The 12,897-nt window shown below is 46.8% G+C and carries 14 protein-coding genes; 10 read left to right on the top strand and 4 right to left on the bottom strand.

Features of this window, described 5'->3' with window-relative positions; all coding sequences use genetic code 11:
- Positions 1-262: 262 nt before the first annotated feature.
- Both MNV_RS15285 and MNV_RS15290 read left to right on the top strand, forming a co-directional pair.
- Positions 263-763, top strand: a complete 501-nt coding sequence (locus tag MNV_RS15285; protein WP_143311827.1) for a hypothetical protein — start codon at positions 263-265, stop codon at positions 761-763.
- Between the two features lie 94 nt (positions 764-857).
- A complete protein-coding gene (locus tag MNV_RS15290) occupies positions 858-1,898 on the top strand; it encodes an EF-Tu/IF-2/RF-3 family GTPase (RefSeq protein ID WP_096206813.1) in 1,041 nt (346 codons plus the stop codon).
- Positions 1,899-1,932: 34 nt separating this feature from the next.
- Here the strand turns inward: MNV_RS15290 and cfbB are convergent, their stop codons facing one another.
- From cfbB to cfbD, 3 genes are read right to left on the bottom strand one after another with little or no spacing between them, the layout of a single operon-like run.
- Positions 1,933-3,369 (bottom strand): Ni-sirohydrochlorin a,c-diamide synthase, encoded by a 1,437-nt coding sequence (gene cfbB / locus MNV_RS15295; RefSeq protein WP_096206814.1) that lies wholly within the window; start codon positions 3,367-3,369, stop codon positions 1,933-1,935.
- Positions 3,370-3,373: 4 nt separating this feature from the next.
- The gene (gene cfbC / locus MNV_RS15300; RefSeq protein WP_096206815.1) at positions 3,374-4,165 is read right to left on the bottom strand and encodes a Ni-sirohydrochlorin a,c-diamide reductive cyclase ATP-dependent reductase subunit; all 792 of its coding nucleotides are present in this window, start codon (positions 4,163-4,165) and stop codon (positions 3,374-3,376) included.
- On the bottom strand, positions 4,158-5,276 hold the full coding sequence (cfbD, locus tag MNV_RS15305) for a Ni-sirohydrochlorin a,c-diamide reductive cyclase catalytic subunit (protein WP_096206816.1): 1,119 nt from the start codon (positions 5,274-5,276) through the stop codon (positions 4,158-4,160). The genes cfbC and cfbD overlap by 8 nt, the downstream gene beginning before the upstream one ends.
- A 191-nt stretch (positions 5,277-5,467) precedes the next feature.
- Here cfbD and MNV_RS15310 point away from each other — a divergent pair, with 191 nt between their 5' ends.
- The 8 genes from MNV_RS15310 (at position 5,468) to MNV_RS15345 (ending at position 11,870) form a co-directional block, all read left to right on the top strand.
- Positions 5,468-6,433, top strand: coding sequence for a replication factor C small subunit (locus MNV_RS15310; RefSeq protein WP_096206817.1), 966 nt, complete (start codon positions 5,468-5,470; stop codon positions 6,431-6,433).
- A 2-nt stretch (positions 6,434-6,435) separates the two neighbouring features.
- Positions 6,436-6,927 carry a COG2426 family protein gene (locus MNV_RS15315; RefSeq protein WP_096206818.1) on the top strand — a complete coding sequence of 164 codons (492 nt, stop codon included), beginning with the start codon at positions 6,436-6,438 and terminating at the stop codon, positions 6,925-6,927.
- Positions 6,928-7,031: 104 nt separating this feature from the next.
- A complete protein-coding gene (locus MNV_RS15320) occupies positions 7,032-7,541 on the top strand; it encodes an ArsR family transcriptional regulator (RefSeq protein WP_096206819.1) in 510 nt (169 codons plus the stop codon).
- The gene (locus MNV_RS15325) at positions 7,538-8,314 is read left to right on the top strand and encodes a DUF7839 domain-containing protein (RefSeq protein WP_096206820.1); all 777 of its coding nucleotides are present in this window, start codon (positions 7,538-7,540) and stop codon (positions 8,312-8,314) included. Before MNV_RS15320 ends, MNV_RS15325 begins: the two co-directional genes overlap by 4 nt.
- 151 nt (positions 8,315-8,465) lie before the next feature.
- Positions 8,466-9,737 carry a Single-stranded DNA binding protein gene (locus MNV_RS15330; RefSeq protein WP_096206821.1) on the top strand — a complete coding sequence of 424 codons (1,272 nt, stop codon included), beginning with the start codon at positions 8,466-8,468 and terminating at the stop codon, positions 9,735-9,737.
- Entirely contained in the window at positions 9,725-10,696 is a 972-nt protein-coding gene (locus tag MNV_RS15335; protein ID WP_218838047.1) for an RPA family protein, read from the top strand. The genes MNV_RS15330 and MNV_RS15335 overlap by 13 nt, the downstream gene beginning before the upstream one ends.
- Before the next feature lie 50 nt (positions 10,697-10,746).
- Positions 10,747-11,571 carry a metallophosphoesterase gene (locus MNV_RS15340; protein ID WP_096206822.1) on the top strand — a complete coding sequence of 275 codons (825 nt, stop codon included), beginning with the start codon at positions 10,747-10,749 and terminating at the stop codon, positions 11,569-11,571.
- Between the two features lie 5 nt (positions 11,572-11,576).
- Complete coding sequence (locus tag MNV_RS15345; RefSeq protein ID WP_096206823.1) at positions 11,577-11,870, top strand: helix-turn-helix domain-containing protein; 294 nt, start codon at positions 11,577-11,579, stop codon at positions 11,868-11,870.
- Positions 11,871-11,966: 96 nt separating this feature from the next.
- Here MNV_RS15345 and MNV_RS15350 read toward each other — a convergent pair whose 3' ends face one another.
- Positions 11,967-12,662: a Ser-Thr-rich GPI-anchored membrane family protein gene (locus MNV_RS15350; RefSeq protein WP_179294019.1), complete on the bottom strand. Its 696-nt coding sequence runs from the start codon at positions 12,660-12,662 to the stop codon at positions 11,967-11,969.
- Between the last annotated feature and the right edge of the window lie 235 nt (positions 12,663-12,897).

Consider the following 12,897-nt stretch of genomic DNA (forward strand, 5'->3'; position numbering starts at 1 on the left):
TGTCAGAAGTTTGGGGTAAAGTTGGGTAATTTATATAGTGCCTAATTTAACGGGAATTTAGGAAAATACCTTTAGAATCAATAACTCAAACTTCACTATAATAAACCGCCATTACCCAGAAAATCCAGAAGATAAAGTAAAAGGATTCTTACAGGTCGGAGAGTACAAGTATTTCTTCATCCACGGGCAGCAGTTCGATAAGTTATTTATTAGCCTCGGACCTTTAGCCAGCATACCTACCTTCATCTCAAAAATATCAAATGTGTTTTCAAAGATATTCAAACCTGATGGCTGGTCTATAGTAGCAGCATTTGTTATGCTCTTCATCCTGTACTTAAGATTCAAAAATGATGCCATGTGGGCTTTTACAGTGATTTCCTTCCTGTTGTCGATTCCAAGGCTTTTCACATATTTCCAGGATAAATTCTGGGCAATCTTTGGGAATGCTCTCACGGATAAGCCGAAGTACAAAGATATAAAAACAATAATAGATAAAAAATACTATAACGTTGCTAAAGATAAAACAGGCTGGGATGTGAATATAGTGTTCGGTCACACGCATATGCCTGAGATACGCTCATATAAGCCCGGTGGGACCGGAGAAGACCACGAATGGTTATTCCTGAATACAGGTTCCTGGACCCGGGAGGAAGGTAATTACAATACCTTTGTTTACCTTGATGAGAGAGGCTATTATTTATTTAAATGGGACCAACGCAATGGGGCCGAGTTAATCCCGCCGGGGGAGACAATTACAGATTGATATCCTTACAAATACTCACGAAAACAATTCATGGTGATGTAGAAAAACGCCAGTTTCATATAGGTTAAAACATATTATAACCCGGAGTTCCATAATGGCAAACATATCGATAATAGGCAGCGAGAAGTCAGGAAGGACAGCTCTTGCAGGGAAGCTCGGAAAGAAGGGTACGGAGTCCGATATTACGCTATACAATTTCGTAAAGGGAGACAACATATATGCTTTTGTGGATGCGAACGGCTATCCCGGTTCACTGAAATCGCTCATCAGCGCGATAAACCTCTCGGATATCGCACTTGTCTGCGTACCCTCAGGCGGGCTCAATGCCCAGGTAGGGGAATGTATCGTGGCTCTTGACCTGCTTGGCAACAAGAGGGGATTGTTCGTGATAACAATGTCCGATAAATCAAACCCGATGGCGCTCTCCGAACTTGCTGAGAAGATAAAAGCCATCACGAAAGGCACGAACCTTGAGAAATGGGAATCTATCGCTGTTTCCACTACCACGTTTGAGGGGATTGAAGCGCTCAAGGAGAAAATATTCGCACTCGGAGAAGAAACAAAGAAAGCCAACGCAGCCCTGAACGGTCTCCCACCCCGTGTTATGGTGGATCATTTCTTCAATGTGACGGGCATAGGATGCGTGGTGCTCGGAGTCGTTACCCAGGGCACCATCAAGATGCATGACAGCCTTACCGTTTTTCCGATAAGCCGCCCGGCTGAGATACGCTCTATCCAGAGCAACGACGTGGACATGAAAACCGCATCTGCAGGTACACGGGTAGGTCTTGCGCTAAAAGGTGTGCAGTCAAAGGAATTCGATAGGGGATACATAATATCGCAGAAGGAAGAGACATCGTCAAAGTTCAATCTAAAATGCCGCCTCTCTAAATTCACGCTGCCGCTGGGCGTAGGCGATGCAGTCCATGTATTCGCAGGGTTACAGGATATGCCTGCGACAGTCAGCAGCATTGCAGTAGGGGGCAAGGATGCGACACAGGCATCACCGGGCTCGGAATGTGATGTCGTTCTTACAACGCAAAAGGATATTGCGTACAGCAAAAATGACAGGTTGCTTATCGCGCAACTGAACAACCCGAAGCAGAGATTCGTTGCAGGCTGCACTATAGTATAACCGCATTGATAAGCGGGACATCTTTTAATTTCTACTATTGACCGTTAGCCCTGCAAAAATCTACAAAAGCCCTCGCAAAACCAGTATACGAGGCTGCATGGAGGTGTGCATATGCAGCCATGGTATTCTTCACAAGTATGCCGTCAAGTTCGCCCTTGATACCTGTCCCGCGCTTTAGCCTGATAGCAAAAGTAGTATCCTCAGGCAGGTCAACGATCTCAGAGTGGTGGAACTCATGTCCAATGAACGTTGCCCCGGCTTTCCCGATCACGTTATCTTTTACAAATCCGCCGACGTTATAGCTCACGACCCGCTTGTGCCCCATCAAAGTCCTTCCCGGGACCGCCCCCGCCATCCGGAATGTCCCGCCTTTCATTTCAGCCATATGGTAATTCCCGCTTCCTGATACATCGGTCTTGATCTCCTGCGTAAGGTACATAAGCCCCCCGCATTCCGCATATATCGGCATTCCTTCTGCCGATGCCTGTTTGATGGATTCCCGCATTGAGACATTATCTTCAAGCTCCCGGGTGAACAGTTCAGGGTAGCCGCCGCCTATATACAGTCCATCAACCTTCGGAAGAGCGCTGTCATTCACAGGGCTGAAGTAAACAAGCTCTGCACCAGCAAGCTCAAGCAGTTCCAGGTTATCGCGATAGTAGAAATTGAACGCCTCGTCCAGTGCTACCCCTATCCGTATCTTGTTTCCATTCGCCCGCGGTTTAAAAATGCTCTCTTGCGGCATTATAAGAGCCTGTGCCGACCGGGCCAGGGATATGAACCTGTCAATATCAATCCCTTCTTTAATGATGTTCTTAATCCTCCCCATATTCTCATCAAAATCAGCCAGCCGCCTCCTTCCTTCAAGCGCCGGGATAAGACCCAGATGGCGCATTGATATCTTCATAGAGTCGTTGCGCGGGATTTCACCGATAACAGGCGTACCTGTATAGATCTCAATCGCTTTCCTCGCCTTTTCACCGTGCCTTGAACTTCCTATGTTATTCAGGATTACTCCTATGACATTTACTTCAGGATCAAATGATTTGTACCCTGAAACAAGGGCAGCCGTGCTCCGTGTGATGCTTCTTGCATTAATCGTAAGTATTACGGGGCATTCCAGTATCTTCGCTATCTGTGCCGTGCTCCCGATATCGCTTGTTGCTTCAAGCCCTTCGAAAAGCCCGCGCACCCCTTCGATGATGGCTATATCCGCGCCCTCCGCTGCATGAGAAAAAACTTCGCGGACGGCATCCTCGGTCATCAGGTAGCCGTCCAGGTTGCGGGAATGCCTGCCTGTTACTTCTGTATGATAGCTTGGGTCAATGAAATCAAGCCCGACCTTGAAGGGCTGGACTTTGTAGCCCATATCCCGCAATACAGACATTATGCCAATAGAAATGGTTGTTTTCCCGGCTGAGGAGCGGTCTCCTGCTATGAGGATTCGGGGGATGTCCAGCATGTCGGTCATGTTTCTATATCCTTGTAAGCTCCCTCAGCCTTTTATCATCCAGCGGCTTCGGGATTTGCGCCTCTTTTTCCGCCATTATAGCCTGCGCAAGTTTGCGATAAACGCCAGCAATTGTAGAATCCGGCGCCTTTTCAATAACAGAGAATCCCTCCCTCTCGCACGTCTGCACCAGAACATCCTTGGGGATGAATGCAAGCAACCTGCTCCCTATCTCCTTTGCGAATTCGCCGACTATGGTCTCTTCGTTCGGTGCGCCCCTTGAGTTGCAGATAACGCCATTAAGCGTCATCTCCAGCCGCGAAAGCCCTTTGCAAATGTTATTGGCTGCGTACAACGGCATGTACTCACCCGATGTAAGCACGTATGCCTCGTTCACAAGCCCTTTCTTTACCGGTGCAACAAAGCCGCCGCACACGATGTCGCCGGGTACGTCGTATATCACAAGGTCTGTATCCTCGATGGCTTTTGATATCTTCTTAAGCAGGCTTATTGCAACAATGATTCCCCTGCCTGCACAGCCTATGCCGGGCTCAGGACCTCCTATCTCCACACATTTTACCCCTTTATATCCGCTGAAAACGATATCCTCTTCTTTTATGTCCTCGCCCTGCCTCATTAAATCCATGATCGTGGGGATGCGCCTTCCGCGCAACAATGTGATTGAGGAATCGCTCTTGGGGTCGCATCCTATTATGGTGACCCGATAGCCCTCGTCCGCGCATGCAGCAGCTACATTGGACGCCGTGCTTGACTTGCCGATGCCGCCTTTCCCGTATATCGCTATCTGCTTAGGCATCTTTTGCCAGCTCCCTCAGCGTTGCCCCGAACTCTGATTCAACGATATGATTCACTCCCAGCGTCTTGGGATGCAGGTCTATCTCCACAACTACATGCTTGTGCCCCATCTCTTTTAACGGCACTACCTGGCGCGGGCCGTTCGTGATGGAAAAAAGTTCCATGTTCTTCATATTATCCATGGGAAGCGCATGCGGTACTCCTGTTATTACAGCAAAATCGAAATCCTGATATTTTTCACCGATTATCCTGCTTGCATTATTCCCGGCTATGGGATACTCATCCAGCCCTCCTATGATGTGATGGATCTTCATATCTTTCTGCGTCAGCTCATCCTTAATCTCGCGGGCATTTCTCCTGTTCTTGGGGAGACCCACGTTCACGTCGAGGTTCGCCATGTTTACAATACTGGAACTGACACCCAGCTTTTCGGCTGTCTGAGCGACGGCAAGATTGATATCGGCGAACATGAAAGCAGTTTCTTTCTTGGCGTTGAGTATATTCAGCCCCTTCTTCCCCTGCTTCATCAGTTCAAGCAATCTTTCAGCTACCCTGAATTTCAAATCTCCGCGATTGGGTTCCAGGTACTCCTTGCTAGCAGCACCATGGCGTTTCTCGACCATTGTGGCTTCTTTCAGGAGCGATTTTTGCCTCTCGAATTCCGCTTCGCTTATGATCCCGGCTGCAAGCGCCGACTCAAGCGCGATGATAACACCTTTTGTATTATCCCTGTAGCCAGCATGGACTTCGACTTCGATTACCGGCACATCGGGCTGGACTTCGGTCACTGCCTCATGAAGCTCTTCCCCGATTATCATGCTTGCGCATGTTCCCACTATGCCTATGCGCTTCGGGTTAAAGCGTTTTATGACCTTTTCAAGCACCTCGACCAGCGAATCGTGCCCTCCGAAAACAAAACCAGACTCATCAAGGGAAGTGGTGACTACCCTCATCCCATCCTCCTCAAGCAGCCTGGCATGCTTGAAACTGCATCCGGGGGGTCCGTGCAGTATAACGACGTCGGTATCAAGGTCTCGCAGGGTGTACAGCGCAGCCACAATCGAGCTTGGGCGCGGGTGCATTATAAGCGGTTCTTTCTCTTTTACAGGCATTTTTTCTCCGGATAGAGACCCCGGATACGGGGGCCATTAAAATCGTGGTTTTTACCTATATGCACTTAGTATGATAATACTTTCGCACTACCCGGCTTCCAGGTGGTACCAACGGGTGAGTGAAACCAAAAGTAACTATCGGATACTCCGAGAGGAAACTTAAATAATACCTCCTCCTTATTAAGGTTTACATGCTTAAAGAAGAAATCTGGATCGAGAAGTACCGCCCGAAAAGGCTGGACGACATCGTGGGACAGGATGAAGTCATAAAGCGCCTTAAATCCTATGTCCAGTCACGTAACCTGCCGCATCTTCTGTTCTCAGGACCGCCGGGCGTTGGAAAAACTGCCGCCGCCATCAGTGTGGCGCGTGAGCTTTTTGGGGAAGCATGGGCTAACAACTTCACGGAGCTTAATGCAAGCGACGAGCGCGGAATCGATGTCGTGCGGAACAAGATAAAGAACTTTGCCAGGACTGCACCCCTGGGCGAAGCGGAATTCAAGATAATCTTCCTTGATGAGGCTGATGCCCTTACCTCTGATGCGCAATCCGCCCTCCGGAGAACAATGGAAAAATACACAAGTTCATGCCGTTTTATCCTTTCATGCAATTACTCTTCAAAAATTATCGAGCCCATCCAGTCGCGGTGCGCGGTCTACAGGTTCAAACCGATTTCCAGCGCAGCAGTTGAAGAGAGAGTGAGATATATTGCCAAAACAGAAGGTGTGAACCTCACCGACGATGGTATGGAGGCTATAAGGTACGTGGCAGCCGGGGATATGAGGCGGGCAATCAATGCCCTCCAGGCGGCTGCGATGCTGGATAAAACAGTGGATATGGATGCTATATACAAGACAACCGCCACTGCAAAGCCTGAAGAAGTGGTGGAGCTTATCAAACTGTCTCTTGAGGGCAATTTCATGAAAGCCAGAGCAAAACTGGATTACCTGCTGATCGAGCAGGGACTTTCCGGCGAGGATATCATAGGGCAAATATATCGCGCCATGCTCGATATGACTGTCCCGGACAGGTTGAAGGTTGACCTCATCGACCGCATAGGAGAGGTGGATTTCAGGATGGCTGAAGGGGCGAACGAACGTATCCAGCTTGAGGCTCTGATAGCTCATTTTATATTGTGCGGAGCCAATAAGAAATAGAAATGACCGTTGAAACAACGCTCTTAAATATATTTGGCTCAAAAGAACTGGCTGTAATTCTAATTGCCGCCCTGCCGATTTTTGAACTCAGAGGGGCAATCCCAATAGCTATATTTACATTCGGATTAGACCCTCTTACCACGTTTATCCTTTCGGTCGCAGGCAACATGCTGCCTGTGATACCGCTTCTCCTCTATCTTGAACCGGTATCGAATTTCCTGCGGCGGTGGAGGGCAGGGGATGTTTTTTTCACGTGGCTGTTTAACAGGACACGTCATAAGCACAGCGCCCAATTTGAAAAATACGGGTCGATCGGTCTTGCCATATTCGTAGGCATACCATTACCTGCAACAGGTGCCTGGACCGGCTGCTCAGCAGCATTTGTTTTCGGTTTCAAATCCAGGAACGCTTTTCTTGCAATATTTGCAGGCGTTATACTGGCAGGTATAATAGTAACATTACTTACCATAGGCAGCATAAATATATTTAGATAAATACATTTATTTAAATAGTTTTCTTCAAAACGTTTATCCCTTTAGAACACAATATAGAGATTTGAATTGAGAAATTAGAACTTGTTAAGTGAGTGATGTCATCCATGGGTAAGAGAACACGTATTATTAATGAACCTTCGGATATCGTCCCGCTCCTCCGCGCTTTTGGCTCAGAGACCCACAAGAAAGTTTTCGATGCTTTACAAAAAGACTGGAAAACCGAAGAGGAACTGGAAAAAGAAGTAGAGCTTAAAGTAGCAGACAGCCTTGATGTACTGAAAAAAAGCGGAATGGTCGAGAGCAAATGGCGGATGCCGCAACCCGGTAAAAAGCCTGAAAAAGAATATCATTCGTCATACGCCCGGGTGAGTGTCAACTTCCAGTGTACGGTTGAGGATTTAAGCGACCTCATTATGATCACTTTCAAGAGTGATAACGAAATAAGGAAGTACCTTGATGTTATTGAGAAAGAAGTAGTGGGAGGCAACCAGTCGATGAACGGCCTCCAACGGGTAGTGGACAGGAGTATTATGTTTATCCGCGGGGTGGCGAAACGATCACCAATCCTGACAGTAAAAGGACAGAGGATTGAGCTGATCGGAGAAACCGAATGATATTGCGGAGCAAGAAAGACAGCACCAGATTCCAGATACTTGTCGAAATAGCCGCACACCAGCCTGATGTGCGGCAGAAAGAGATTGCGGATAAGATAGGCATAACCCCGCAGGCGGTTTCGGAGTATATCAAAGACCTGGTCATGGAAGGGCTTTTATTCTCTGATGGACGCGTACGCTATCGCGTTACAAAAAAAGGGGTGGAATGGGTACTTGAGCGGGCGATGGAGCTTAAAAAGTACGCGCGTTTCGTCATGGAGGATATCGTGAGCCACGTTTCAGTAGCTACTGCAATTGCCGAGGAAGGATTTGATAAGGGGCAGCGGGTCTCTCTCAGAATGGATGAAGGGCTGCTGTACGCCGGTTCCGGGGACGGTGATGTTACAGGTATTACAATATCGGATGCAAAGCCGGGGGAAGATGTCGGGGTGACGGACTTAAAAGGGATGATTCGCCTGCCTGAGGTCAATATAACCATCTGCAAAGTACCCAGGGTAGAGAGGGGCGGCTCCCGCAGCGTGGATTACGAAACGCTGAAAAAATACTCGCAGGATAAGCCGTATATCGCTGCGATAGGTGTCGAGGCACTGACAGCTCTTCGGAAGATAAAGATCAAACCCAATATTCTCTTTGGCGCAAAAGAATCAGTTGTGGAGGCCGCATTTCATGGTCTTTCCTCCCTTGTGGTATCAGTGGATGAGGAAGTTCCTTCGCTGCTCAACCGGCTTGAGGATGAAGGATTGAACTACGAGGTTGTGGATCTTGGTAAATAGCATTGTCAGGAAGCTGGATGAACTTGAGATGATAACCGAATTGGACGAGAAAAAGATTCTTGAACTTCTCGAATAACAAATTATCGTCCGATGGATTTTTCACCTATTACTTACCATATAACGACTATTCCACCGGTCGCATGGAGGCATTATGGAAGGTGAATTTGCGCCCCACGTCGAAGATATAAAAAGGGCGCTTGATAACGAAATAGACGAAGGCAGCATTATAGCGGACTTAAGAAAACTGCTTGAGTACAGGGTACCGATAGAAGAAGCGAAGCGCAGCCTGATCAAGAAATACGGCGGGGCAGAGAAAAGTATATTACGTAAACTCCAGGATACTGAGATAGGAGACCGTAATATCGAAGTGAACGTACTGGTTCTGGAAATAAATAAAAAAACAATTAACATAAAAAACATTGAAAAAGTGATTTTTTCAGGGGTCGTAAGGGATGAGACCGCAGCCAGAGGTTTTACAGCATGGCAGGATTTCGGCTTAAATGCCGGAGATACCATCAATATCAAACAGGCTTACGTGAGGAACTGGCAGGACAGACCCGAAATAAATATCGGAAATAAAGCAAAAGTCACAAAACTCAAGAGCGGAGCTGTGATGGCACAGGAGAGCCTGCAGAAGAAACTATCAGAGTTAAAGGATGGGGATGTCAGCGTCCATACGGTTCTCACGATTTTGAGCATCGAACCCCGCGAGATAAACATAAAAGACGGCATCAAAAAAATCCTGAACGGCATCGGTGCCGATGATGATACAAAAATTCCTTTTACAGCCTGGGTGATACTGCCTGAACTTGAAGCCGGTAATACGATAGATGTAGATAACGCTTACGTGCGCTCATTCCGCGGGGTTCCCACACTTCATATAAATGATAACTGCAAGGTAATAAAGCTTGAAAAGAAGCTCCAGTATAAAGAGCAGCAAAGGGTCATGATAGGGGACCTTATTGAAAAAGAAGGGGCGTTTGACGTAGTGATCGAAGGTAATATCCTTTCTATCAGACCGGGTTCAGGTCTGATATCACGATGTCCTGAATGTTCACGGGTCATCCAGAAAGGCATATGCCGCGTACATGGGAAGGTAAATGAAAAAGCGGATATGCGGATAAAAGCCATAATCGACGACGGGACCGGCGCGCTGACGCTTGTCCTTGATGCAGGACTCACGCAGCAGATTTGCGGCTTTACTATTGAGCAAGCAAAGGAGATTGCAAAGGCTGCAATGTCCCAGAGTGCTGTTGAAGAGGAGGTCAAAAAGAAACTTCTCGGGAAAATGCTGACCGTGAGAGGCAATATGTCAAAGGGTGAGTTCGGTGTAACGCTTGTGGCAAGTAAAGTATTGGAAACCCCCGATACTACTAAGGAAAAAGCAAAAGAACTGCTCGGGGGTATGCCATGGAAAATATAATCGACAGGGAAGTTGCATGGCGCATTTTTGCCTTTGAGTTCAACAGGTCGAACCTGTACCACAGTGAAGGCGATGAGAGGGCGCCGAACTATATTATCACCCCGACCGGTGTCAGGTGCAACCGCCTTTTTGTCGTTGGCGTTGTTACCGAAGTCGAGAACATCGGCGCAGAGAACAATCTCTGGCGAGCGCGCATAGCCGACCCGACAGGCGTGTTCACAGTGTACGCAGGACAGTACCAGCCTGAAGCTGCTATTTTCTTATCCGAGCTGAACGTGCCTGCCTATGTTTCTGTTGTGGGCAAAGCAAGGAAATACGAGCCTGAGGACGGCAGTGTATATACATCGATAAGACCTGAAGAACTGAACTACGCCGATGAGATATTAAGGGACAGGTGGGTGCTGGATACTGCCGAAAGGACGCTTGAGCGCATCAGGATAATGGAGGATGCATTAAGCTCAAAACTGTCCGGAAATGAACTGAAAGATTATCTACTTAAAAAGGGAACGAATGCTGTACTTGCTGACGGCGCCGTAAGGGCTATAGGGCATTATAAAAACCTGGACAGGTTTTTATCGGAGCTTAAAAATGCGCTGGTACGGGCCGTAGAGATGGTCTTATCCGAGATAGTTAAAACCGGAACTCCTGAAAAGGAGAAAAGGCAGGAACAGAAAGCGAGCGAAGAGGCATCAAACCTGCAATCAGGCGCATCTACGTATGTACAGCCGGCAGGTGAACACAGCACATATGAGAAGATCAATGAAAAAATAGAACCAAAAGAGGTACTCGCAGGTATAATCGATAAACTGGATACGGGAAAAGGCATTCCTTATGCCGTGGTAGTCGAAACCGCAATATCGGCAGGAATTGATGCCGATTCGGTAGAAGCAAGTATTAAAGACCTTATGGATGAAGGCAGATGCTATGAGCCAAAGATCGGGGTGCTGCGGAAAGTTTGATATGTTTTGTGCTACCGGAGGTGCACGCCACGTTAACCGGGGCGTCGGTTATGGTTACGTTAAATCCCCTGTTAAATGAGCCCGCACTGGTTGTCGAGAACACCATCAAGGCGCTTGTAATCGCGGATATCCATCTGGGTATCGAATGGGACCTTTATTCAAGCGGCATCAGCATCCCGAGCCAGATAGAGAAACGGAAAAGCCGCATCTGCGATTATATAAAGGCAGTAAATCCCGGGAGGATCGTGCTTCTTGGAGACATAAAACATAACATTCCCAGGACATCATGGCAGGAAAGACAGGAAGTCCCCGGATTCCTGAAAGACCTGGCTGCCTGCGCACCTGTTGATATCGTGCCCGGGAACCATGACGGCGACATAGAGTACCTTGTTCCCGGTAATGTAACTGTACACGATATGAGGGGTTTTGTGCTTGACGGCGTAGGCTATTTCCACGGTCATACATGGCCGAACAAGGAACTGCTTGCAGCACCCCATGTCGTAATGTCCCACAACCACCCGGCAATAAGGTTCACGGATTCGCTGGGTCACGCTTTCTCCGAGCCTGTATGGATACGCACGCGTTTTGTAGAAAAAGCCATCCTGGAACATTACGGCGATATAAAATGGGTTGACCCTGAGGTCATAATAATGCCTGCGTTCAATGAACTGAGTGGCGGGATACCGTTTAATGAATCCGTGCATGAAGAGCTTCTCGGTCCTGTTTTTGCAAGCCATGCTATCGAACTTGAAAAAGCCAGGGCGTTCCTGCTTGACGGCACCGACCTTGGCACTATCGGAGGTATCAAGAAGCTGGGGATAACGAGGGCGCACAAAAGGTATAAGTCAAGACCCGCAAAAATGAAGAATGGGTGAGATAAATGAAGGACGATATTGAATCATTGCCGCCAGAACCCGATGCCTGCGAGACGCGAACGCCGCACGAGCACCAGTTGATGTTCAAAACGCTTGAGAACCCACTGCGGAGGAAGATGATCAAATATATCGGCGCTTTCGGGAGGACGAAAAAAGAAATAATGAAAGAACTCGGGCTTTCCGAATCGCAGTTGAAATTCCAGCTTGATTACCTTGTGGAGATGTGCTATGCAGAGGTGGAAGGGGAGGATTGCAGACTGAATGAGAGGGGGCTGGACTTGCTGCTGAATGTTAAGTGAGGCTATTCTCACGTTCAGGCGCACATTCGCTTTTCCGTGCTCCCTTTAGGACGGGGGGGGCAGTCCTCATGATTGCTAAGTTCTCATCTATCTGTTTTACTTGATTTGTATGGTGAAATCATTACTGGTATTCATATACGTATTATTTGTCGTACTTACCATACTTCTTATTTTCACCTGATAATCGTTTCCTATTTCTATTGACTTAGGAATCGCCCAATTATAATAACCGCTACCACCAGTTCCTTTGATTATACTTGATACTATATTCTGATTTAATAATCCTCCTTTAAGTAATTCAATCGTCACATTAGGCCCTGGATTCCCTGTATAGTTCCATTTGATTGTCTGAGTAGTCCCTCTTGGCCAAATATCTCCTTTTGGAGATGCAACAGTTATACTTGCTGGTATATGAAGTGGTTTTCCAGGATTTAGATCAGGATTGGCCCAGAACGCTGTTCCATTGTGACAATTTTTACAATCTTTTTCTGTTATCATTAAATTGTTGATAAAAGGATGACAATCCTCACAGGCATATTTTCCTATTATTGAAAAATATTGATGTCTTCCTTCAACGTTCGTAGTATGACAACTTCTACAATCTTCGTATGGATCTGGTGTTGGTTTAGTCGCTATACTCGTTGATATCAATATCAGTATTACAAATACTGATATCAGTATTTTATATGTTTGCTTCATATTTTTATCTCCCACCTTTTTTATTATTTCTTTGTTTATTCTACCCTTTATATAATCAGTCGGCATGTATTTACCCAAATTATTGAATGCCATCACGCCATATTTTCGGGTGAAATTGTTATAACTGACTATACCACTGTCACAGAAACTTTGTTGCTGACAACTCATTCGTTTACTTTATGGTATAATGCATAAACTATCTGATTAATAAATATTACGGTATTATTCAGAAATTATTCATGCTCATGAAAATAGGTCTTCTATGCTGAAAAAGGTCATGCAAAGGAATATGATTTTATTAAACCTGACTTCGCCAGCTAACCTATAA

Origin of the sequence: Candidatus Methanoperedens nitratireducens, from assembly GCF_900196725.1 — an archaeon.
Taxonomy (GTDB): Archaea; Halobacteriota; Methanosarcinia; order Methanosarcinales; family Methanoperedenaceae; genus Methanoperedens; species Methanoperedens nitroreducens_A.

Excerpts from the sequence above, each read along its gene's own strand:
- MNV_RS15290 (WP_096206813.1), top strand. The coding sequence starts at position 858 with ATGGCAAACATATCGATAATAGGCAGCGAGAAGTCAGGAAGGACAGCT.
- cfbB (WP_096206814.1), bottom strand. The coding sequence starts at position 3,369 with ATGACCGACATGCTGGACATCCCCCGAATCCTCATAGCAGGAGACCGC.
- cfbC (WP_096206815.1), bottom strand. The coding sequence starts at position 4,165 with ATGCCTAAGCAGATAGCGATATACGGGAAAGGCGGCATCGGCAAGTCA.
- cfbD (WP_096206816.1), bottom strand. The coding sequence starts at position 5,276 with ATGCCTGTAAAAGAGAAAGAACCGCTTATAATGCACCCGCGCCCAAGC.
- MNV_RS15310 (WP_096206817.1), top strand. The coding sequence starts at position 5,468 with ATGCTTAAAGAAGAAATCTGGATCGAGAAGTACCGCCCGAAAAGGCTG.
- MNV_RS15315 (WP_096206818.1), top strand. The coding sequence starts at position 6,436 with ATGACCGTTGAAACAACGCTCTTAAATATATTTGGCTCAAAAGAACTG.
- MNV_RS15320 (WP_096206819.1), top strand. The coding sequence starts at position 7,032 with ATGGGTAAGAGAACACGTATTATTAATGAACCTTCGGATATCGTCCCG.
- MNV_RS15325 (WP_096206820.1), top strand. The coding sequence starts at position 7,538 with ATGATATTGCGGAGCAAGAAAGACAGCACCAGATTCCAGATACTTGTC.
- MNV_RS15330 (WP_096206821.1), top strand. The coding sequence starts at position 8,466 with ATGGAAGGTGAATTTGCGCCCCACGTCGAAGATATAAAAAGGGCGCTT.
- MNV_RS15335 (WP_218838047.1), top strand. The coding sequence starts at position 9,725 with ATGGAAAATATAATCGACAGGGAAGTTGCATGGCGCATTTTTGCCTTT.
- MNV_RS15340 (WP_096206822.1), top strand. The coding sequence starts at position 10,747 with ATGGTTACGTTAAATCCCCTGTTAAATGAGCCCGCACTGGTTGTCGAG.
- MNV_RS15345 (WP_096206823.1), top strand. The coding sequence starts at position 11,577 with ATGAAGGACGATATTGAATCATTGCCGCCAGAACCCGATGCCTGCGAG.
- MNV_RS15350 (WP_179294019.1), bottom strand. The coding sequence starts at position 12,662 with ATGGCATTCAATAATTTGGGTAAATACATGCCGACTGATTATATAAAG.